At 65.8% G+C, this 20552-nt stretch carries 18 protein-coding genes; 6 read left to right on the top strand and 12 right to left on the bottom strand.

Translation table 11 applies throughout. The features are described from left to right. Position 1 precedes the first annotated feature (1 nt). Positions 2–733: a protocatechuate 3,4-dioxygenase subunit beta gene (gene pcaH, locus UCD39_RS09355; RefSeq protein WP_330495761.1), complete on the bottom strand. Its 732-nt coding sequence runs from the start codon at positions 731–733 to the stop codon at positions 2–4. A gap of 152 nt (positions 734–885) precedes the next feature. Here pcaH and UCD39_RS09350 point away from each other — a divergent pair, with 152 nt between their 5' ends. After that, positions 886–1830 (top strand): LysR family transcriptional regulator, encoded by a 945-nt coding sequence (locus tag UCD39_RS09350; protein ID WP_330495760.1) that lies wholly within the window; start codon positions 886–888, stop codon positions 1828–1830. Here the strand turns inward: UCD39_RS09350 and pcaC are convergent. Genes pcaC through UCD39_RS09335 form a run of 3 tightly spaced genes read right to left on the bottom strand, consistent with a single transcriptional unit; the run spans position 1827 to position 4372 of the window. Next, positions 1827–2216 (bottom strand): 4-carboxymuconolactone decarboxylase, encoded by a 390-nt coding sequence (gene pcaC, locus UCD39_RS09345; RefSeq protein ID WP_330495759.1) that lies wholly within the window; start codon positions 2214–2216, stop codon positions 1827–1829. The genes UCD39_RS09350 and pcaC overlap by 4 nt on opposite strands. An 11-nt stretch (positions 2217–2227) precedes the next feature. Then, the gene (gene pcaD / locus UCD39_RS09340; protein ID WP_330495758.1) at positions 2228–3007 is read right to left on the bottom strand and encodes a 3-oxoadipate enol-lactonase; all 780 of its coding nucleotides are present in this window, start codon (positions 3005–3007) and stop codon (positions 2228–2230) included. Positions 3008–3019: 12 nt separating this feature from the next. Then, positions 3020–4372, bottom strand: coding sequence for a 3-carboxy-cis,cis-muconate cycloisomerase (locus tag UCD39_RS09335; protein ID WP_330495757.1), 1353 nt, complete (start codon positions 4370–4372; stop codon positions 3020–3022). A 265-nt stretch (positions 4373–4637) separates the two neighbouring features. Here UCD39_RS09335 and UCD39_RS09330 point away from each other — a divergent pair, with 265 nt between their 5' ends. Both UCD39_RS09330 and UCD39_RS09325 read left to right on the top strand, forming a co-directional pair. Then, positions 4638–5660 (top strand): rhamnan synthesis F family protein, encoded by a 1023-nt coding sequence (locus UCD39_RS09330; protein WP_330495756.1) that lies wholly within the window; start codon positions 4638–4640, stop codon positions 5658–5660. Between the two features lie 135 nt (positions 5661–5795). After that, complete coding sequence (locus UCD39_RS09325) at positions 5796–6866, top strand: rhamnan synthesis F family protein (RefSeq protein WP_330495755.1); 1071 nt, start codon at positions 5796–5798, stop codon at positions 6864–6866. Between the two features lie 27 nt (positions 6867–6893). Here UCD39_RS09325 and UCD39_RS09320 read toward each other — a convergent pair whose 3' ends face one another. The 5 genes from UCD39_RS09320 to UCD39_RS09300 all read right to left on the bottom strand — a co-directional run bounded on the left by UCD39_RS09320 (position 6894) and on the right by UCD39_RS09300 (position 13559). Further along, a complete protein-coding gene (locus tag UCD39_RS09320; RefSeq protein ID WP_330495754.1) occupies positions 6894–8483 on the bottom strand; it encodes a tetratricopeptide repeat protein in 1590 nt (529 codons plus the stop codon). 115 nt (positions 8484–8598) lie between these two features. Then, a complete protein-coding gene (locus tag UCD39_RS09315; RefSeq protein WP_330495753.1) occupies positions 8599–9966 on the bottom strand; it encodes an HlyD family type I secretion periplasmic adaptor subunit in 1368 nt (455 codons plus the stop codon). Then, positions 9926–12115, bottom strand: coding sequence for a peptidase domain-containing ABC transporter (locus UCD39_RS09310; protein WP_330495752.1), 2190 nt, complete (start codon positions 12113–12115; stop codon positions 9926–9928). The genes UCD39_RS09315 and UCD39_RS09310 overlap by 41 nt, the downstream gene beginning before the upstream one ends. A gap of 206 nt (positions 12116–12321) precedes the next feature. Beyond that, positions 12322–12744 (bottom strand): glycosyltransferase, encoded by a 423-nt coding sequence (locus UCD39_RS09305; protein ID WP_330495751.1) that lies wholly within the window; start codon positions 12742–12744, stop codon positions 12322–12324. Further along, a complete protein-coding gene (locus UCD39_RS09300; RefSeq protein WP_330495750.1) occupies positions 12744–13559 on the bottom strand; it encodes a glycosyltransferase family protein in 816 nt (271 codons plus the stop codon). The genes UCD39_RS09305 and UCD39_RS09300 overlap by 1 nt, the downstream gene beginning before the upstream one ends. A 384-nt stretch (positions 13560–13943) precedes the next feature. On the opposite strand from UCD39_RS09300, the gene UCD39_RS09295 reads away from it, so the two are divergent. Then, positions 13944–15626: a class I SAM-dependent methyltransferase gene (locus UCD39_RS09295; protein WP_330495749.1), complete on the top strand. Its 1683-nt coding sequence runs from the start codon at positions 13944–13946 to the stop codon at positions 15624–15626. Positions 15627–15750: 124 nt separating this feature from the next. Here the strand turns inward: UCD39_RS09295 and UCD39_RS09290 are convergent, their stop codons facing one another. Next, positions 15751–16782 (bottom strand): zinc-binding alcohol dehydrogenase family protein, encoded by a 1032-nt coding sequence (locus UCD39_RS09290; protein ID WP_330495748.1) that lies wholly within the window; start codon positions 16780–16782, stop codon positions 15751–15753. 126 nt (positions 16783–16908) lie between these two features. Between UCD39_RS09290 and UCD39_RS09285 the strand changes: the two genes are divergently transcribed. After that, a complete protein-coding gene (locus UCD39_RS09285; RefSeq protein ID WP_330495747.1) occupies positions 16909–17787 on the top strand; it encodes a LysR family transcriptional regulator in 879 nt (292 codons plus the stop codon). On the opposite strand, the gene UCD39_RS09280 is transcribed toward UCD39_RS09285, so the two are convergent. Then, positions 17784–18275: a MarR family winged helix-turn-helix transcriptional regulator gene (locus UCD39_RS09280; protein ID WP_330495746.1), complete on the bottom strand. Its 492-nt coding sequence runs from the start codon at positions 18273–18275 to the stop codon at positions 17784–17786. The genes UCD39_RS09285 and UCD39_RS09280 overlap by 4 nt on opposite strands. Positions 18276–18546: 271 nt before the next feature. On the opposite strand from UCD39_RS09280, the gene UCD39_RS09275 reads away from it, so the two are divergent. Continuing rightward, a complete protein-coding gene (locus tag UCD39_RS09275) occupies positions 18547–18969 on the top strand; it encodes an organic hydroperoxide resistance protein (protein ID WP_145734280.1) in 423 nt (140 codons plus the stop codon). A gap of 94 nt (positions 18970–19063) precedes the next feature. On the opposite strand, the gene UCD39_RS09270 is transcribed toward UCD39_RS09275, so the two are convergent. Further along, a complete protein-coding gene (locus UCD39_RS09270) occupies positions 19064–20104 on the bottom strand; it encodes a Gfo/Idh/MocA family oxidoreductase (RefSeq protein WP_330495745.1) in 1041 nt (346 codons plus the stop codon). Between the last annotated feature and the right edge of the window lie 448 nt (positions 20105–20552).

Here is a 20552-nt window from a genome sequence, read left to right as displayed (position 1 = left end):
CTCAGTTCCCCTCCGGCCGGTTTTCAAAGAAGGTGGAGCGGCGGCCGCGCAACACCAGATCGAAGCGGTAGACCAGGCTGTCGAAGGGCACCATCTCCCCCATGTCCAGCTTGGCCACCAGCATGTCCACCGCCGCCTTGTCGGGGATGGTGCCGATGATGGGGCAGCGCGCGATCAGCGGGTCGCCCTCGAAATACATCTGGGTCACCAAGCGCTGGGCGAAGGCATTGCCGAACAGCGAGAAATGGATGTGGGAGGGGCGCCAATCGCTATTGTGGTTCATCCAGGGATAGGGCCCCGGCTTGATGGTGCGGAAGAAATAGCGCCCGTCGTCATCGGTGACGCAGCGGCCGCAGCCGCCGAAGTTCGGGTCCAGCGGCGCCATGTAGCGGTCATGGCGATGGCGGTAGCGGCCGCCGGCATTGGCCTGCCACACCTCGACCAGGCTGCCCCGGACCGGGCGCCCCATCTCATCCACCACCCGGCCGTGGACGATGATGCGCTCGCCGATCGCCTCCTCGCCGGTGGTGATGTAGTTGCGGATCAGGTCGTTGTCCAAGGGATCGAGGTCGCCGTGGCCGAACACGGGGCCCGTGCGCTCGCCCACCGATTGGCGCAGCGACACCAGCGCCTTGCCCGGCGAGCGCAGCACCGATGTCTTGTATTGCGGCGTGAAGGCCGGCGGGTGCCAGGCACGGTCGCGCCGGACGAATTCTCCAGTATCGTTGCTCATCTCTGGACCCGTCCTCCCGGGATTTGTTTTGGAATTGGCTTGGGGATGGGGCTTCAAAGGTGCGGCGCCCACATCTTTCGCCCCACCCTAGACCAATCAACGCTTCTGGAAATCCCATGCGTCACCATATAATCCATCAATAATATTCATGGATGGGAACGGCCTTGGGCATCCTGGATCATCTGGCCGTCGACGGTCACCTGCTGCGCCTGTTCGTCACGGTGTATGAAGAGGGGTCGGTTTCCGCCGCCGCCCGCCGGCTGGACATGGCGCAATCGGCTGTCAGCCACGCGCTGAACCGCCTGCGCCGCCTGGTGGGCGATCCGCTGTTCGTGAAGTCCGGCCGGCGCATCGTCGCCACCCAGCATGCGGAGCGGCTGGTGCCCCAGGCGCGGGCGATCATGGACGGGCTAAAGGCGCTGACCGCCGGGGACGGCTTCGACCCCGCGCAGGCCCGGCTGTCCTGGACGGTGGCGGCCAACGATTTCCAGCGCGACCTGCTGCTGCCCCGCCTGTATGCCCGGGTGGCGGCCCGCGTGGCCGACTTCCGCCTGCAGATCGTCCCCTCCGGCCGCCCCACCAGCGAGATGCTGCGCGAGGCGCGCTGCGACCTGCTGATCTCCCCGGCCCCGCCCGAGGGGCTGGACATCATCCAGAAGCGGCTGTTCGACGACCGTTATGTCTGCGTCTTCGACGGTACCCGCCGCGCCGGCCCCGGCAGCGCCGCCGACTTCCTGGCCGGCCGCCACCTGACGGTCGTGCACCCCTCCGCCGACCCGCTGAACTTCGACAAGGCGCTGGAGGGGCTGGGCATCCGCCGCGACGTAGTGGTGTCGGTGGCCAACTTCTCAGGACTGGCGCCCTTCCTGCGGGGCACCGACCTCATGGCCTGCGTGCCCGGCCGGCTGCACGCGCTGGAACTGGCGGACTTCCAGGCCGCGCCCCTGCCTCCCGACCTGCTGGCCACGGCCCCGCCCGGCACGGACGCCCTGCGCATGTACATGGCCTGGCACCTGCGCGCCCAGCACGACCCGGCCCAGGCCTGGCTGCGCGCACAGTTGGAGGCCGTGGCGCGGGAGACGGCGGATAATGGCTAAGCGACAGTCCCGTCCAGCGCCGCGAACACCTCCGCCGCCTGGTGGAAGGCGGTGTTGGCCGCCGGCACGCCGCAATAGATGGCGCTCTGCAGGATCACTTCCTTGATCAGATCCCGCGACACGCCGTGCTGCACGGCGGCGCGGACATGCATCTTGAACTCCTCCCCCCGGTTCAGGGCGATCATCATCGCCAGGGTCAGCAGGCGGCGGGTGGGATGGTCGATGGCGGGCCGCGTCCAGATCTCCCCCCAGGCGTACCGGGTGATCAGGTCCTGGAACTCGGTGTTGAATTCGGTGCGGCTGGCCAGGGCGCGCTCCACATGCGCCTCCCCCAACACGGACTTGCGGGTCTTCAGGCCGAACTCGTAACGCTCTTGCTCATCCATGGATCGGCTCCTCAGGCCAAGAAGGTCAGCAGGGCCTCGGTGAAGGCCTCCGCCTGTTCGACGTTCGACAAGTGGGCGGCGTTCAGCATCACCAATTGGCTGTCTTTGATGGCGGCATGCAGCTCCTCCGCCTTTTCCGGCGGGGTGGCGGGGTCCTGGGTGCCGCCGATGACCAGCGTGGGCACAGCGATGGCCGGCAACTGCGGCCGCTGGTCCATGTCGCGGATGGCGGCGCAGCAGCCGACATAGCCCTGGGGTTGGGTGGCCAGCAGCAAGCGGCGCACACGGTCCACCGCCTCGGGCTCGGCGGCGATGAAACCCGGGGTGAACCAGCGTTCGATCACCGCCTCGGTCACGGCCCCCATGCCCTGGGCGGTCACCAGATCCATGCGACCCTGCCAGCCCTGCGGTGGGCCCATATAGGCGGCGGTGTTGGCCAGCACCAGGCGCTCCAGCCGCTGGCCGGCGTTGATGCCCAGCCACTGCCCCACCATGCCGCCCTTGGACAGACCACAGAAGCGGACACGATAGATGTCCAGCTCATCCAACAGGCTCAGCACGTCCTGGCCCAGCCGTTCCATGGTGTAGGGGCCGGCCGGGGCGTCGCTGGCGCCATGGCCCCGGCTGTCATAGCGGATGACGCGATAGTGCCGGGTCAGGGCCGCCATCTGCGGCTCCCACATCGCCATCGCGGTGCCCAGCGAATTGGACAGCACCAGCGGCGGGGCGTCGGCAGGCCCCTCGATGCGATAGCTCATATTACAGCCATCATCCAATGTGATCAGGGGCATGGCGCGTTTTCCTCATGCATCACGGGAAGGTGTGCGGGCCGCCAGGGCCTGGGCGACGAAGTGCGGGGCCATGCCCAGATAGTGGGCCGGGTCCAGCGCCGCGGCCAGTTGCTCCGGCGACAGGTGGGCCGTGACCTCCGGCAGGGTGGCCAGCACATCGCCCAGGGACCGGCCCTCGGCCACCGCCTGGCGGCTGGCCTTTTCCACCAAGCTGTGCGCCGGGCCGCGGCCCAGGGCCGCCCCCAGCGCCATGACGACGGATTCCGACATCAGCAAGCCATGGGTGATGTCCAGGTTGGCGCGCATGCGCCCGGCATCCACCTCCAGCCCTGCCATGGTGCCCACCATGACGCGCAGGCTGCCCCCCACCAGGCGGAAGATTTCCGGCAAGGTCTCCCACTCCGCGTGCCAGCCGCCCAGGCCCCGCTCCTGCTCCTGCGGCATGGCCGCGAACAGGGTGGCGACCAGGGGCGGCACGCGGTTGGCGGCCGACAGGGCCACGGCGCAGGCGACGGGATTGCGCTTATGCGGCATGGCGGACGAGCCGCCCTTGCCGGCCTCCGCCGGCTCGAACGCCTCCCCCACCTCGGTCTGCATCAGCAGCGACAGGTCGCGGGCCATCTTGCCCAGCACGCCCGCGACCAAGCCCAGCGCGGCGCCCAGCGCAACCAGCCGGTCGCGATGGCCGTGCCAAGGCAGGTCGGGCAAGGCCAAGTCCAATTCGTGGGCCAGGGCCGCCGCCACCTCCAGCCCCCGGTTGCCCAGGGCGGCCAGGGTGCCGGCCGCCCCGCCGAACTGTACCACCCGGCAATCATGGCCGGCCGACGCCACAGCCCGGCGGGTGCGGCCCACGGCCGCCATCCAGCCCGCCGCCTTCAGGCCAAAGGTGGTGGGCAGCGCCTGCTGCATCCAGGTACGGGCAGCCAGCGGCGTTTCGGCATGGCGCTCGGCCAGCCGGGCCAGATGCCCCTCCAGGGTCGCAAGATCATGATCCACCAGGGCCACGGCCTGGCGAATCTGCAGGACCAGGCCGGTATCCATGACGTCCTGGCTGGTGGCCCCCCAGTGGACAAAGCGGCTGGCATCACGATCCGCCGCCGCGACGCGGGCGGTCAGGGCCTTGACCAGGGGGATGGCGGTGTTGCCGGCCTTCGCCGCCGACTGGGCCAGGGCTTCCAGGTCGAAATGGCTGGCCTGGCACTGGGCCGCGATGGCGACATCGGCGCCGGGGGGGATGACGCCCAGTCCCGCTTCCGCCCGTGCCAGCGCCGCCTCGACGTCCAGCATGCCCTGCACCGTGGCGGTGTCGGTAAACACCGCATCCACCGGGCTGCCGCGAAACAGCGGGTCCAGCATTCCAGGCATTGATCGTCCTCCCGCCTTCTTCACAGGGCGTCCCCACGATAGCATCGGATCGTTCGGAATGAGCCATGCCACGCGTTCCAGACAGCCAAGCGTTTTCGAACATATGTTCGTCTACCGCACAAACCTCTTCCATCACGTCCAGGTGCACGTCGATGCCGCAGTCCCCCTCCGCTACCGGCGTTGTTTGACTGGGCCACCTGGGGCATAAAGGGGCGGCTCCGGCCCACGAGAGGGCAGGCGGACGGTGTGCTTGGGATGTGTTTGAGTGCGTGAATTCTTTCGTCGGGTTGCCAGACAAATCTCCTACCGCGGCCGGTTGCTGGTCAGCCGCATCGCGGACTACGCCGAACTGCTGCTCTATCCGCCGCGCCCCGCCATGGGCATGATCGAAAGACGCTGGACGGGAGGCGTGCCGCTGGACGGGGCCGCCCGGGTGGCGGTGTTCATGCACTACGCGCGCACGGACAGCATCGCGCCCTATGTCCGCTATCATGTGCACAAGCTGCGCGAGGCGGGCTTCGCCGTCATCTTCGCCAGCAACACGTCGGCGCTCAGCGACCAGACGGTGGCGTCCTTGCTGCCCGATGTGGCGATCGCCTTCACCCGCCGCAACATTGGTTGGGACTTTGCCGCCTATCGCGAGGCCATCGCCCTGGTTCCATCCCTGGAGCAGCGGGAGATGCTGCTGATCACCAACGACAGCGTCTTCGGCCCCCTTTACGACCTTGAGCCCCTGATTGCCCGCGCCAACCCCGACGAGGCCGATATCTGGGGTAGCACCGACAGTTGGGAGCGCCATTACCATCTGCAGAGCTTTTTCCTGATTTTCCACCACGCGGCCTTGCGCTCCGACGCCTTCCGCCGGTTCTGGAACGGTGTCCGCTGTTTCCGGCGCAAACACTGGATCATCGAGAAATATGAAATCGGTCTGACGCGGACCTTGCAAAGCCAGGGCCTGCGCTGCAAAGCCTTGTTCCCCTACAACACGGTCACCGAAACATTCATGCGCTCGCATACGCCGCGACCGACACCGGTGAAAGCGGATCGCACGTCACCCGCTGGCTATGCGCAAATGCTCGCAAGCCGCGTTAAAGCGTCGGTACCCATCAACCAGACCCATTTTTTCTGGTATGAGCTGACGGTCAGCCTGGGTTTTCCTTTCATAAAGCGCGAATTGCTGCAAAAGAATCCGGCAAATATTCCCAATGTCGGCGATTGGGAGCGGGTGGTATCCGAGGTGTCCGCCTACGATACCAACCTGATCCGGGAGCACCTATCAGCACGATAGCGTAGAAGTGGTGCTATTTCCTTGATACGGGCGTACACGGGACGTGACGCCTCCGATTTGTATAAATTGCGTTGTTTCCAGAACTGCGACGTATGGCTTATAGTTGATATTTGAGGCGGGGGAATTTACGGTTTCATGTCTGACACTTTCCTCAAAATGCTCAAAAAGGGTGTCGGATTGCCGATGCTGCTGGTCGACGCCGTCGATCTGGCGCTTTGCTTGGCCGCACCCGTTTTGCCCCGCCGCGCCACCGTCAAGGCCAGCTTCCCCGGCCAGGTCCCCCTGGAAGGCGCCCGCCGGGTCGCCGTATTCAATCATTATGACCAGCGCGGTGTCGTGCACGACTATGTCGTCTACTTCGTCGCCAAACTGGCGGAGGCTGGCTATGCCGTCATCTTCGCCAGCAACTGCCCCAAGCTATCGGCCAAAGAAACCGACAAGGTGCTGCCGCATGTCGCTTGGGTCCTGAAGCGACGCAACATCGGATGGGATTTCGGCGCCTTCAAGGACGCCATCGCCCTGATCGGCGACCCCGGCGCGTTGGATCAGTTGCTGATCACCAACGACAGTATCTATGGGCCGTTGCAGGACCTGGGCGATGTCATCCGCCAGGCCGATCCAGCGCAGGCCGGCATCTGGGGCCTGACCGACAGCTGGGACCGCCACTTTCATCTGCAAAGTTATTTTCTCATCTTCCATCAGCCTGTCCTGAAGCACCCCAGCTTCACCAAGTTTTGGAACAGGGTGAGGTACTACCGCCGCAAGCGCTGGGTCATTCGCGATTACGAGATCGGGATGACCCGTTTTTTCCTGCGCGCCGGTATTCAATGCCGCGCCTTGCTGCCCTATCGAAGCGTGGTTTCCGAGATCGAGAAGCCCCTGAACGAAGTCCTGGATAAGTCGAAGAAAGAGGACGCGGTGATCGACACCCATGGCAGCAGCCAAGGGCAGATCATTCCCTATCTGCGGCAGTTGCAGAAAGCCATCAACCAGGGGCGCCCCTTGAACCAGACCCACTACTTCTGGGATTACCTGGTGGCGCGCAAGGCCAGCCCCTTCATCAAGCGCGACCTGCTGCAGCGCAACCCCGTAGGCATTCCGTGCGTCCAGCGCTGGGAAGAGGTCATTCGCGCGTCCTCTTCCTCCTATGACACCAGCCTGATCCTGCATCACCTGCAATTGTCGATGCGCAACCGGGTGCATTGAACCCCCATCAGGGAGCCCTTATCCGTGCTATCGGACAGCCCCCTGGAAGGCCCGCGCCTCCAGCGCCGCGACGACTTGCGGTCCGTGTGGGTCCCCCGCCTCCACCGCGCGGCGAGCCCAGGCCAGGGCCGTTTCCAGCGCCGCGGGGCCGTCGTGGCCGGCGATCAACTCGGCCATGCTGCTCATGGCCTCACCGCTGCCGGCAGTAGCGGCACGGTCCAAAAAGGCCCTGGCCTCTGCGATGGCGACACCGGGGTCGCCCCCCTGCTCCCCGGCCAGCAGCATGCGCGCCAAGTTCACTTGCGCGGGCACATGCCCTTGCTGCGCCGCGCGGCGGGTCCATGACAACGCCGCGCCAATGTCGTGCGGCAAGCCAACGCCGGTGGCGTGGGCACGCCCCACCCGGAACTGGGCGGAGGCGCTGCCCCGTTCGGCGGCCTCGACGTAGAGGCGCATGGCCTGCGCCTCGTCCTTATCCAGGCCATGGCCGTGGTAATGCAAAACGCCCAGATTGTAGAGGGCATCGGCATCGCCAGCATCGGCAGCCCGGCGGAAATAGCCGGCGGCCTTGGCGTAGTCTTGGGGAACCCCGTCGCCCCCCAGGTGACAAATCCCGAGGCGAAACAGGGCGGGCGCGAAGCCGGCGTCGGCCGACCTGGCAAACCATCGCACCGCCTCGAACATATCCTTGGGTACCCCACGGCCGTCCACGTAGGCCAGGCCTAGGGCCATCTGGGCCCCGGCGTGGTTGCGGTCGGCGGCCGCCTGATACCATTGCGCGGCCTCCACATCGCTGGGAACGCGGGCCAAGCGCCCTGCATGCAAATCCCCCAGCAGCGCCATGGAATCGACATCCCCCTTGATGGCGGCGCGGCGCAGCCAAGTTTCCGCCTGTGCCCCATCCCGCGGCAGGTTCTGTCCGCGCATATACATTACACCCAAGGCCCGCTGAGCCCCAGGGACTTGGAGGTCCGCCGCTTGCTTCATGGTGGCCAAGGCCCGCTCAACGTCAGGCGCCGTGCCTTCCCCCAGCAACAGCGCCATGGCCAGGTAATAGATGGCTGTGGGATTGCCAGCCGCGGCCGCCTCCTCATACAGGCGCACGGCGCCGGCCGGGTCCTTTTCCCCCAGGTCGCCATTGGCCAGTATCATGGCCAAGCCGACTTTCGCTGCATGGTTCCCTGTTTCGGCGGCCCGGCGATACCATTCGGCGGCCCGCACAGGATCACCATCCGCGCCGCTGCGCCGGGACAGCAGCCATCCCAGCAGCACTTGTGCCTCGACATGTCCCTGCTGCGCGGCCTTTTCAGACCAGAAACGGGCCTGCCCAATATCAATGGGCAGATGGAAGGCGGCGCCCTTCTCCCCCTCTTCAGGCGGACGCCCCAGGCCGTTGGCGTAAAGTCCACCCAGACGCGCCTGGGCATTGGCGTTGCCCGCTTCCGCTGCGGCGGTGATCCACCGTATCGCCGCCGCGCCATCGGGAAGGACACCGCGCCCCTGCATCAGGGCGTCGGCCAATTCCAGCATGGCCTCGATCGAACCGCCCCGGGCAGCGGCAACCAGCGCGCGGGCCGCCGCGACGAGGTCGCCGCGGTCGGCCAAGCGACGGGCCATAGCCAGTGACCACTCGGCGGATGATCGCCCAATCCGCCAAGTGGCCGCCCGATCAATCAGCGTGGAAAAGCCGGCCATGATCCATCGCGCGTCAAATTGGACACCGGGACGCGGCTCAAGGCTCGCGCATTCCCTCGGACGCCTGCCGCAGCACCGTTTCCATCAGGTACATCAGGATGGTGCGCCGGCCAACCATGATGTCGGCGCTCAAGGGCATGCCCGGGATCAAGTGCACGCCGTCCTTGCCGACATTGTGCAGCTTCACCTCCGTTATCTCAACACGCCCCCGGAAGAAGCGGCGTGACGTCGGTTGGCCGTTGTCCTGCCGAGTGAAGCTGTCATCGCTGATGCTGCGCAGGACGCCCTTGGCCGTGCCGTGTTCAATGAAGCGATAGGCGTCCAACTTGATCTCGACCTTGTCGCCGATCTTGACGTGGCCTTGATCGGCACCGTCCAGGTCGACCTCCGCCTCCAACGGGGCGTTGGCCGGCACCAAGGTAAGCAGCATGTCACCCGTCTTGGCCACGGAGCCGACCGAGATGTCACCGAGCGACAGGACGGAGGCGTCGTCGATGGCGCGCATCTCCACCAAGTCATTCCGCCGCTCAGCCTTTGACAGGTCGTCCTTGGCCTTCTGCAGATCCGTCCGCTTGCTGGACAGGTCCTGCGCCAGATCGGACTGCCACTGGTGTTGGAAGGACTCCCGCTCCGACCGCACGGCCTCGAGATCGTGCGACGCGGTACGCGCCTGCTGTTCGGCACTTGCCAGATTCCGCATCATTTCCGTGCGGCTGTCCTGGGCCAACAGCGTATTGAGCCGGCTGCCGTACTCCTTCTTTTCCAGCTTGGCGCGCATGTCCTCGATCTCCGAGGTCACGGCGACACGGGACTTGAAGTATTCCATGTCCCGCTGGCTGCGCACCATGGTGGACTGGGCGGATTCGATCTTCTGGTCGTAGTTCGCCAGCTTGGCCTTGTACTCGGCCTGGCGCGACCGCCAAACTGACAGCTGCAAGGCCGCCTGCGTCGACGGGTTCGGGCCCGGATCGTAGGTGACCCTGGCCTGCTCCGCCTCAAGGCGGGCAACCTCAGCCGTCAGCGACGCCACCTGGTCGCGCAATTGCGAGGCATCGGCCGACGCGAAGGTCGGGTCCAACGTCACCAGCAGGTCGCCCTTCTTCACCTCCTGCCCCGGCCGAACCAGGATGGAACGGACGACGGACGTATCCAACGGCTGGACCACCATGCTGGGGGTACGCGATACCACCTTGCCGGGAGCCGTGACCACCTCGTCCAGTTTCACCACGGAAACCAGGATCAGGGCGACAGCCACCATGGCCGACAGGGTATACAGCGTGCCGCGCACTGGCTTGGGATATGGGGCCCCCACCACCGCCGCGATCTCGGACTGGAAGTCGTTGATCGCCTGGGCGACGGCAGCGTCACTCCCGCGGGGCGTCGGGACCAGAGAGCGCACGCTCATTGGGAACTCCGGAAGATTGATGGCGATTTTGCTGGAACCAGAGGTGACGGTAAATATCGCACCGCTGGAGTAATTCTTCATGGGTGCCGACGTCGTAGACCCGTCCGCGCTCCATGACCACGATCATGTCGCAATCGACCAGCGAGGTCAGACGATGGGAGATGACCACCATCGTCCGGCCTTCGGAAATGCGCGACAAATTGCTGTTGATGATGGCTTCGCTGTCCGGGTCCAAGGCGCTGGTGGCCTCGTCCAGGATCAGGATGGGAGGATCGACCAAAAGCGCACGGGCGATGGCGATGCGCTGGCGCTGGCCGCCCGAGATATTGGTTGACCCTTCCGCCAGGTAGGTGTCGTAACCGCGGGGCAGACGCTCGATGAATTCCTCGGCGCCGGCCATGCGGGCCGCTTCGATGATCTCCTCGAACGAGGCGTCGGCACGGGCGGCGCCAATGTTCTCGCGCACGCTGCCGCTGAACAGGAAATTGTCCTGCAGCACCACACCCAGGTTGGAGCGCAGATGGCTGATGTCCATCTGCCGCAAATCGACACCATCAATCTTGATGAGGCCGTCATAGTCCTGGTGCAACCCCTGCAACAGGCGGGTCAAGGTGGTCTTGCCCGAGCCGCTGCGGCCCATCACACCCACGACGCTGCCTCGCGGGATGTCCACCGTGACACGGTCCAGCGCCTTGTTCTGCGCGCCGGCGTAGCGGAAGCTGACGTCCTCGAAGCTTATGTGCCCGCGGAAACGCGGACGCAGCCCATGGTCAGCGCGCAGCTCTTCTGGCGGGATGTTGACGATGGAGGCGACCTGGCCGATGGCGCCGCGCACCTCCTGCACCTGCTGCAGCATGGTGGCGATCTGAACCAGCGGCTGTGTGGCCCGGCTAGCCAGCATGGTGAAGGCCACCAGGGAGCCGGCCAACGCCGCCTGGTCCGTCGACAACGCGATATAGCAGCCCAGCAGCAGGGTACCGGAATATGTCAGCTTCTCCAGCGGCTGGAGGATGGTCTGGGGCTGGTTGGCGATCATCGCCAGATCGCGGTTGGCCTTCACGGCCTGCGCCCCCCGGCTGTCCCAACCGCGCCGCTTGCTGGCTTCCAAGGCCAAGGACTTGACGGTCCGCATGCCGTGGATGGTTTCAATCATGAAGGAGTTCTTGCGGGTTTCCGCCTCCACCACCTTGCCATGGTAGCGGGCGATGACCGGCATGTACGCGATGACCACCAGGAACATGACGCAGGCGATACCCAGAACCCACAGGCTGAGGGACACGCTCATGAAGAACATGGCGGGGATGATGATAATCAGCGTCAGGCTATCGAGCGCGGTACCGAACAGCTGCCCGGTCAAGAAGTTACGGATGCGCCAGATTTCGTTCATGCGGTGATTGATAAGACCCGTTGGCAGGGACTCGAACACCTCGATGGGCAAGCCCAACAGCCGGTCATAAATGAACGCGGTCAGGCGCCCATCGATACGGGCGGCTCCCTCCGCCACCAAGTAGCGGCGCAGCCAGCCGAATGCCGTGTCGAAGATGATGACGAAGCCCACACCACACGCCAGGACCACCAGGGTCGACATGCGCTGGTGCACCAATATCCGGTCGACAACGACCATATAGGCCAGCGGCGGGACCAGGGCGAACAAGCTCATGATCAGCGCGGCCAAGCCCACATCGCGGAAAATCCGGCGTTCCCGCAGAACCTCGCCGATCAGCCAGCGCAGGCCGAACAGGCCCCGCTCCTCCTCCTCCGCGTTCTTGGGCTTGATCAGGATGATATCGCCCGCCCAAATCTCATCCAGCGCGATCTCATCCACCGGACGGACCTGCGTCGGCGTGGCCGGGTCGCGGACATAGAGGATAGGTGGCGAGACGCTGGGCGACACCCCGGTCAGGACCAAGGCGGTGCCATCTTTCAGGCACAGGATGGCGGGAACCGCGCGGCCCAGGCGCATCAGCTGGCGCCAGGACATGCGTACCGCCCGGGCCTCGAAGCCCTTCTCATCGGCGGCGTGCACCAGGACGGCCCGCTGAACCTCACCCTCGCCGGAAGCGTATGTGCGAACCAGCTGTTCCCTGGACAAGTGGACGCCGTGATGCTGCGCCACCAGCAGCAGGGCGGTGAGCATCGTGTGATCCACGATGGCCCCATTCATGGTCGAAGAATCTGCGCTCACGTCATCCGCCGTACAGAACCCCATTGTGCCGGCCTGTTCGCCCTGGCGGGCAGGAGCCGGTCCCCCTTTGCGCGCGACCTTAGCGCACTCATAAAAGAAACGGCAAATTCTACATATGGTCCCCTTGGATTTTCTCGCCGGTTAATGCGTCATTTAAATGAAACAAGGAATTAAACCGCTGGCGGCATAGGGCAGCCAAACTGGGAGAGGGCCTGACGCCAGGCGGGAACGGCGCGCGAACGGGCGTCGAATTGCGAAACGACGGTTTCCCGTGCCTGGCGGCGCAGCACCGCTGATTGGGGCTGGCGCCCCAACGCCTCCACCACCCGGTCCGCCAGCAGCGACGTATCGAAAAAGGGGAACAACAGGCCGTTCACCCCGTCCCGCACCACCTCCTCCACCGGCGGGGTGGCCGAGGCGACGACAATCGCGCCACAGGCCATGGCTTCCAGCATGGACCAGGACAACACGAACGGATAGGTCAGATAGACATGGGCGCTGGACAGACGCATCAGGTCCAGGAAGCGGCCATGGTCCACCGGTCCCAGGAAATGGACCCGTCCCGAATCCAGCGACGGCCCAACCTCCGCCATCAAATGATCGCGCCATGCCCCCCGCCGGGGGGTGGGGGGCCATAGCTGACACCATCCCCGCCGGCCACCACCACCTGAGCTGCCGGGCGGCGGCGCAGGATTTCCGGCAGGGCGCGCATGAAGACGTGAAAGCCGCGATAGGGCTCCAGGTCGCGGGCGGCATAGGTCACCACCTCATCCCCCTGCCGGAGGATGGTGCCGTCGGGCAGCGCGAAGGCCGGCACGGGCCCCGGGCGGGCGAGATCCGTGTCGATGCCCTCATGCATCACCCGCAACCGATCGCGGAACGGCGTCGGATGCAAGGCGCGTTGCCATTCGGTGGGACAAACGCCCAGATCCGCAGTTTCAAGCCCCAGCAGATTGACGGCGTTCAAGGTACGCACCCGGGCCAGGTCGTCCAGGGTGACGGGGTATAGCGGATCGAAACCGACGTCCGCGCCCCGGCCGTGGTAGTAATATTCAAAGTATCCGACGAGCGGCACATCCGGCCACAGGTCCTTGAGGTACAGGGTGTCGCCGAAGCCGCAATGACCGACGATCAGGTCGGGACGATACCCCTGCTGCGCCATCCCCACCGCATCCCGCAGGGCGCACTGCCCCCGGATGATATAGTCGGCGGCGTTGCCCAGATAGGGGTGGGTGCCCGGGTCCACGGCGGGCATATCCTGGTAAAGGTGGGGTCGCAGTCCGGGGACGACCGCCTCCTCCCGCTGCCCCATGCCGCGCAGTTCCACGCGCGCGTCGGCCATCAGCGACCGGGCCAGGGGGCGGAACTGTCCCGGAAAATCCTTGTGCAGCATCAATACGCGAAACATGCCCGTCCACTTACCCCTGACTGCCTCCGCCGCCCGGCCCAGTCCTCAGCATCCCGGGCGCCGGACCGGGACGGCGCGGCATTGTCGGGGATGGGGCGCCGGCTTGTCCACCACCGGTATTCTCCGCTGGGTTGCCGCCAGGTTGGGTTGGCGCCAGTTTGGGTTGGCGCTGGACAAGTCCGCCGGCGCTCGGGCACAACCGAAGCCGATCCGCGCCAGGGAAACGGGGCGCCGCCTTTCAGCACGGGAAGCATCTCGCATGGACATCCGCTGGCCTTCCGCCGACGCCCCGACCATCGCGGCCCCTTGCCCGGTCTGCGGCGACGCCGGCCCCCATGCGCCGATCCTGACCGTTCCCTGGGGGGATCGCACGATCCAGACTGGGTGCTGTTGTGCTGCCGGCGATGCACCGTCCGCTTCTCCACCGACCGGACGGTCGGCGACTACAGCCACGACACAAGCATCTTCATCGCCGCCACGGACCTGTACCTGGAAATGGGCGCGGGCCTGGACGTGATGCTGGAGCCCATGGGCTGGCTGAAGCCGGGTGAGGGCCGTCTGCTGGACATTGGCGCCAACATCGGTTTCATCAGCGACTATGTCGAAGTGGCGCTGGGCTGGAAGGCCAAAGGCTATGACCCCTCCCGCGCATCGGAGTTGGGCCGCCAATGGCTGGGCCTGGACATCGTCCCGGACTATTTCACCGAAGACACCCCCCTGCCCGTCACCTATGACGTGGTGGCCGCCTTCGAATTGCTGGAGCATGTGCCAAATCCTGTCCCCTTGCTGAAAACGCTTAGCCGGGGCCTGAACGACACGGGCATCCTGGTCCTGACGACACCGGACGGCGGGGTGCTGAAGCCGGAAACGCCGGTTTCCATGATGTGGCCCATCATCAGCCCAGGCTCGCACATGACCCTGTTCACCGCCGCCTCCATGGAAACGGCGCTGCGCGCGGCGGGCTTCACCCATGTCAGCGTGGCGCCCGTCGCCGGCATCCTGCGCGTCCACGCCTCACGCGTGCCGCTGCCCGCGGGGGTGAAGGACGGATGTGACCGCGCCCTGCTGCGGGAATACCTGCGCCGGCGCCTGACGCCTGAGCGCCTGCCCAAGTATGACCGGCTGGAGAACGGCTTCCGCTATCGCCTGTTCAAGGAATTGGTCAACTTCGGTTTCCCCGAGGAAGCGCAGGAGGTGTTCAAGCGGATGGTGGAGCAGGTCCGCGCCCGCTTCGGCATCGACCTGGACGATCCAGAAAGCCTGATGGTGCCGCCCAACCCGGTCGACATCGAGGAATTCACCCGGCGTGAGCCCGGCAACCTGATGACCTCGCTGCATTTCAAGGCCATCCTGGTCAATAACACCGACAATGATGCCGCCCGGTCGGCCTGCTACGCCGCCGCGGCCGTCCTGGCCGGCGTGACGTTGCGCCGTGTGCTGCAGCGCCTCAGCATGGATAATGGCGAGGCCGGCACCGCCATTCCCGCCGCCTTGCGCCTGGCCCTGCAAAACCTGGCCGTGCAGGGTGCGGACATCCGCCCCCTGCTGACCTTGGTGGAAGCGACGGATTCCACCACCGGCTTCATGTTGACCCCCACGGACCGGGATGCCCTGCGCGACGACATGAAGGTAACCCTGGCCACGCTGGGCATGCGGCAGGCGGAGACCCTGGAGCAGCCGGTCGTGGTGGCGCCGGGCGATGATTGCATCACCCGCTTGATCAACCTGGCCCGTCCCACCGCCTACCAGGCGGCACGGCAGGCGGCCATCGACACCATCGGCAGCAATCGTAAACCAGCCAAGGTTCTGGCCCTGCTAGACCAAGCCGTGAACGATCCGCTGCTGCGCGACTGGCCGGACACGGTGACCCTCTGCGCCAAGGTGGCCCTGATCCGCCTGGTGCGGCTGCGGGCCCATCGCCTGGCCGCCCGCGTTTACGAGCGCTGGGGCGACGCGTCCTGGAGCGGTGACGCGCCGGTAGCCGCCGCGCTGGCGCTGATGGCCGAATCTCGCTACCCGCTGCCCATCCGGCTGTACCGCCGGCTGCGGCAGCGGCTGGCCGCCTGACGTCAGAGGGGTGGCCACAACTCCGCCAACGGGCGATCCGGCCCATAGCCGGCCTCCTGATGAAGGTGGGTTGATGACGGGAATGCGGCTGGCCTGGCGCCCATCCAGGCCAGCCCGCAGGCGCCTAGAACCCGGAGAGGACCAACTTGCCCCGGGTGGTGCCGCTTTCAACCAGGGCATGGGCCTTGCGCAGGTTGGCGGCGCTGATGCGTCCAAGGTCCTGGGTCATCGTCGTGCGCAGCACCCCCGCATCCACCAGACGCGCAACCTCGCTCAGCAGCCCATGCTGGGCGATCATGTCCGGTGTCTGGAACATGGAGCGCGTGTACATGAACTCCCAATGCAGGGAGATGCTCTTGCGCTTCAGCAGGGTGATGTCCACCGGCTGGACCGGATCGTCGATCAGGGCCAGCTTGCCCTGCGGCGCCATCAGGGCGGCAATGGCGGGGAAGTGCTGCTCCGTCGCCGTCAGGCTCATGACATGGGTGGCGCCGCCGGGCGCGATGGCCCGCACCTGGGGTTCCAGGGGCTGGCGGTGGTCGATGACGTGGTGGGCCCCCATGGCCAAGCTCCAGTCCCGCGTCTCGGGACGTGAGGCCGTGGCGATGACCGTCATGCCTGTCAGCCGCCGCGCTAACTGTGTGGCGATGGAGCCGACGCCGCCGGCACCGCCCACAATCAACAGCACGCCGGCCGTGCCGTCATTGCCGGCGCCAGCCGGCAGCCGCGCGACACCCATGCGGTCGAACAGCATCTCCCAGGCGGTGATGCTGGTCAGCGGCAGGGCCGCGGCCTCCGCCGCCGTCAGGCTGGCGGGTTTGGAACCGACCAGGCGCTCATCTACCAGATGAAATTCGGCGTTGGTGCCTGGACGTTCCAGCGCGCCGGCGTAGAACACGGCGTCGCCGATCTTGAACAGGGTCACCTGCGGGCCGACCGCCACCACCGTGCCCGCGGCGTCCCAGCCCAGGATACGCGCGGTGCCCTCGACCGGGGCGGCGTTGCGGCGAACCTTGGTATCCACCGGGTTGACCGAGACGGCCTCCACCCGCACCAGCAGGTCCCGGCCGGTGGCCACGGGGGTGGGAACCTCCAGATCCACCAGGCTGTCGGCCTGGTCGATGGCTTGGTTCTGATAATAACCGATGGCTTTCATGGGAAGTAACCTCACTCGTTTCGAGCCGCCGTCAGCGGCGGCATACACTTCCCAAAGGTTCCCTATTCCGTTCTGATCATCAATTGACAGGATTAAAGATACATTATTCAATTATGAACAGGTACGATGGGAGAAGTCCGGGTGGATTGGGACGATCTGCGCTATTTCCTGGCCATCGCCCGGCAGGGCACCCTGTCGGGCGCGGCCCGCCAGTTGGGCGTCAGCCAACCGACGGTGGGACGGCGGCTGGAGGCGTTGGAGACCCGGCTAGGCACCCGTCTGTTCCAGCGCACACCGGCCGGCTATATCCCAACCGAAGCGGGCACCGGCTTGGTGGCCGGGGCGGAGCGCATGGAGACGGAGGCCCTGGCGGCGGAACGGGCCGCTACCGGCCTGGATGTGGGGCTGGAGGGCACGGTGCGCGTCACGTCCCCCGAATGGGTGGGACAGTGGCTGCTGGGCCCGCAGCTGGTGGGTTTTCACGACGCCCACCCCGGCATCACCGTGGAACTGGTGACGGACGCACGGCTGTATAGCCTGACCCGGCGGGAGGCGGACGTGGCCTTCCGCTTCCACCGCTTCGACCAGAATGAGATCGCCCAGCGCCGGGTAGCCACGGTGGGCTTCGGCCTTTACGCGGCACCGGCGTACCTGGCCCGGCGCGGCGCCCCGGACTTCACCTTGGGGGCCGCCGGCCATAGCCTGATCCTGATGAACGAAAGCTTCGGTGGACTGGCCGACCTGCCCTGGCTGCTGGCCCTGGCGCCCGAGGCCCGGCATGCCCTGCGCACCAATAGCCGAGACCTGCAAGCCGTGGCCTGCGGCGGCGGCACCGGCTTGGCCGCCCTGCCCCATATCATGGCCCAGGCGCGCGGCTTGGTGGCCGTGGACACGCCGACCCCAGCGCCGCCCCGCGAGATTTGGGCCGGTGTGCATCGGGACGCCCAGCGCACACCCCGCATCCGCGCGTTTCTTGACCACATGGCACAGGCGCTGGCCCGCTAGCCCTCAAGCATCCGGTCGGCCGGGCCCAGATTGGCCGCCAGGCCGGCGCGGAGTTCATCCACCTGGGCCTTCAGCGCCTTCAGGCCGTCCAGGTTGAGCCCGGTGGCGCACAGGATCGCCTCCTGCACCGGGCCCAGGCCCTTCTGCAAGGCGCGGCCAGCTTCGGTCAGGGTGACGCGGACCAGGCGCTCGTTCTGCGGGTCGCGCTGACGGCTCACAAGGCCCGCCGCCTCCAACCGCTTCAGCAGGGGCGTCAGGGTGCCGGAATCCAGATCCAGCTGTTCGCCAATCGCCTTCACCGTCAGCCCGTCCCCGGACCACAGCACCAACATCACCAGATACTGCGGATAGGTCAGGCCCAGCCGGTCCAGCAGCGGCTTATAGGTGCGGTTGAACAGGTGGGCGGCGGAATAGATGCTGAAGCACAGCTGATTGCGCAGCAGGGCGGCCGTATCGGAAGAGCCGTTGTCGGCCCCGGCTAGTCCCATACCTTGATGCGTGGTGTGCTGTCGGTCCTGGGCCATGACGACGCCCTCTCTTCTCCAGCGGCGCCCAACGAAACGGGGCATGAATTACGGCAGGCTAGCACACCCAGACAAATTGCGCGCAATCGATTAGCGCATAGCAGTCACGCCGACTGACGAATTGCGCACAATCGATTATCGCGCAATTCTTACTTCACCGGCGCTGATGCTCCAGCCGAACCCCGGCGGGACCGGCCCCCAAAATTCACCAACCAGTTGAACCACGGAGATGATCATGCCCATCCTCTACACCACTTCCGCTACCGCCACCGGCGGCCGCGAGGGCCAGGCCAAGTCCGTCGACGGCGTTCTGGACGTCAAGCTGACCACGCCCAAGGAATTGGGCGGCGCCGGCGGCAATGGCACCAACCCCGAGCAGCTGTTCGCGGCCGGCTATTCCGCCTGCTTCCTGGGCGCGCTGAAGTTCGTTGCCGCCAAGGCCAAGGTGAAGGTTCCGGACAACGCCACGGTGAGCGCCCAGGTGGGTATCGGCCCCCGCGAGGATGGCACCGGCTTCGGCCTGGACGTCGCCCTGACCATCACGCTGCCGGGCATCGACGCCGAAACCGCCAACAGCCTGGTGCAACAGGCCCACATCGTGTGCCCCTATTCCCACGCCACCCGCGGCAACCTGGACGTTCGCCTGAACATCGCCTAACGGCCGCTCCATCTGCCGCCAGCAGCTAAAGACAAGGCCGGCGCCGCCAGTGGCGGTTCCGGCCTTCTTCTTTTAGTATGAGTACCCTACAGACTTATTCGTAAGCGATGTCGCAGGACAACGCAGACTGACCTGCCGCCTCGATGGCGCGGTGGACCAGGGTCAACGCCTCGAACGCCGGCTCTGGCCCGAAGGCCAACGGCGCACGGCCGGCCAAGGCCTCCGCCACATTGCGATAGAAATCCTCGTACCGGCCGGCCTCCAGCGCCACCGCCTCGCGCACCACGGCGCCATCACGCTCGGTATGCAAGGTGGCCGGCGTGGTGACGACGGCCCAGCCGGCGTCGCCGGGCTTGAGCCCCGCCGCCATCTGTCCTTCCTGAACATCGCCCTTGGGAATGACCAGCGAGCCCTTGTCGCCGTGGGCCACCAGCACCGGCCCAGGTTCGCGCACATACGTGCTGGATCGCAGGATGACCCGGTGATCGGGATAACGGAAACGGACGTCGAAATAGTCGGTCGCCCCCTGCGGCCGGCGCAGGGACCGCATCTCCGCCATGACCGACAGGGGCCGTCCGAACTGGCGCAGCATGCCGTCCACCAAGTGGACGCCCAGGTCGAACCAGGTGCCGGCACCGGGCCCCTCATCCTCCTTCCATGCCTTGTGGGTCACATGAGCACGATAGCGGTCGTAGTGCCATTCGACCTCGACCAGGCGCCCCAGATCGCCTGCGGCCAGATGACGGCCTAGGGTCAGGTATTCGGCATCCAGCCGCTTGTTGTGAAAGACAGCCAGCAACAGGCCCGCCGCCTTGGCCTGGCCCATGAGGTGCCGGCCCTCTTCCAGCGTGATGGTCATGGGCTTTTCCAAGACAACATGCTTGCCTGCCGCGAGAGCCGCGCGGGCCATGGGGAAATGCAGGGCATTGGGGGTGTTGACCACCACCAGGTGGATCGCGGGGTCGTCCAGAATGGCCTGAAAATCAGTCACCACGCCCGACGTCGCCGGTTCCGTCCCGTCGGGTCCCGAGCGGCGCAGGATGGTGCGCAGCGACAGGGCCGGTTCCGCCTGGATAAGGGGGGCATGAAACACCCGGCCGGACAGGCCGTAGGCGCACAGGGCAGTTGCGATCATGGGTCTCATCCCTTCCTTCATCTGGCCATGCCTGGCCCACCGCTGGCCCCAAACCGGGACAGCTATCGCCTAGCGCGACCGTATATTAACGTGCGATTTACAGTCCTGGAGTAGAAACAAGCAAACAAAATCTGCTCATTAATGGATTAATATTGCAACATAATCCATAATTTCCGGTTAAGTTTCCCAAATCAGGTGGCGCTCAAGAGGGTTTGCCCTATATGACTTTCACCAATGCGCATCTTGACCATCGACTCCAGATCGCAAGATGCTATCCTGGCCACCGAACCAGGAATTTATATTTAAAACTATATTGCTCAATGTCTTTCTGAAAACGACAATTCTAAAGCCCTGACATACCAAGGAACGCGTGATGAGCTTTGCCGGCACCCCCGCCTCATCCCCTGCTCAGGAAGACAAAGCCCGTTTATGGTCCATCCTTGTCCAT

The sequence above is a fragment of the Nitrospirillum karajorum genome (genome assembly GCF_036348415.1).
Taxonomy (GTDB): Bacteria; Pseudomonadota; Alphaproteobacteria; order Azospirillales; family Azospirillaceae; genus Nitrospirillum; species Nitrospirillum amazonense_B.
The sequence above is the reverse complement of the archived record's forward strand: the minus strand, read 5'-3'. Positions and strand labels throughout refer to the sequence as shown.

Excerpts from the sequence above, each read along its gene's own strand:
- pcaH (WP_330495761.1), bottom strand. The coding sequence starts at position 733 with ATGAGCAACGATACTGGAGAATTCGTCCGGCGCGACCGTGCCTGGCAC.
- UCD39_RS09350 (WP_330495760.1), top strand. The coding sequence starts at position 886 with ATGGGAACGGCCTTGGGCATCCTGGATCATCTGGCCGTCGACGGTCAC.
- pcaC (WP_330495759.1), bottom strand. The coding sequence starts at position 2,216 with ATGGATGAGCAAGAGCGTTACGAGTTCGGCCTGAAGACCCGCAAGTCC.
- pcaD (WP_330495758.1), bottom strand. The coding sequence starts at position 3,007 with ATGCCCCTGATCACATTGGATGATGGCTGTAATATGAGCTATCGCATC.
- UCD39_RS09335 (WP_330495757.1), bottom strand. The coding sequence starts at position 4,372 with ATGCCTGGAATGCTGGACCCGCTGTTTCGCGGCAGCCCGGTGGATGCG.
- UCD39_RS09325 (WP_330495755.1), top strand. The coding sequence starts at position 5,796 with ATGTCTGACACTTTCCTCAAAATGCTCAAAAAGGGTGTCGGATTGCCG.
- UCD39_RS09320 (WP_330495754.1), bottom strand. The coding sequence starts at position 8,483 with ATGGCCCGTCGCTTGGCCGACCGCGGCGACCTCGTCGCGGCGGCCCGC.
- UCD39_RS09315 (WP_330495753.1), bottom strand. The coding sequence starts at position 9,966 with ATGAGCGTGCGCTCTCTGGTCCCGACGCCCCGCGGGAGTGACGCTGCC.
- UCD39_RS09305 (WP_330495751.1), bottom strand. The coding sequence starts at position 12,744 with ATGGCGGAGGTTGGGCCGTCGCTGGATTCGGGACGGGTCCATTTCCTG.
- UCD39_RS09300 (WP_330495750.1), bottom strand. The coding sequence starts at position 13,559 with ATGTTTCGCGTATTGATGCTGCACAAGGATTTTCCGGGACAGTTCCGC.
- UCD39_RS09290 (WP_330495748.1), bottom strand. The coding sequence starts at position 16,782 with ATGAAAGCCATCGGTTATTATCAGAACCAAGCCATCGACCAGGCCGAC.
- UCD39_RS09285 (WP_330495747.1), top strand. The coding sequence starts at position 16,909 with ATGGGAGAAGTCCGGGTGGATTGGGACGATCTGCGCTATTTCCTGGCC.
- UCD39_RS09280 (WP_330495746.1), bottom strand. The coding sequence starts at position 18,275 with ATGGGACTAGCCGGGGCCGACAACGGCTCTTCCGATACGGCCGCCCTG.
- UCD39_RS09275 (WP_145734280.1), top strand. The coding sequence starts at position 18,547 with ATGCCCATCCTCTACACCACTTCCGCTACCGCCACCGGCGGCCGCGAG.
- UCD39_RS09270 (WP_330495745.1), bottom strand. The coding sequence starts at position 20,104 with ATGATCGCAACTGCCCTGTGCGCCTACGGCCTGTCCGGCCGGGTGTTT.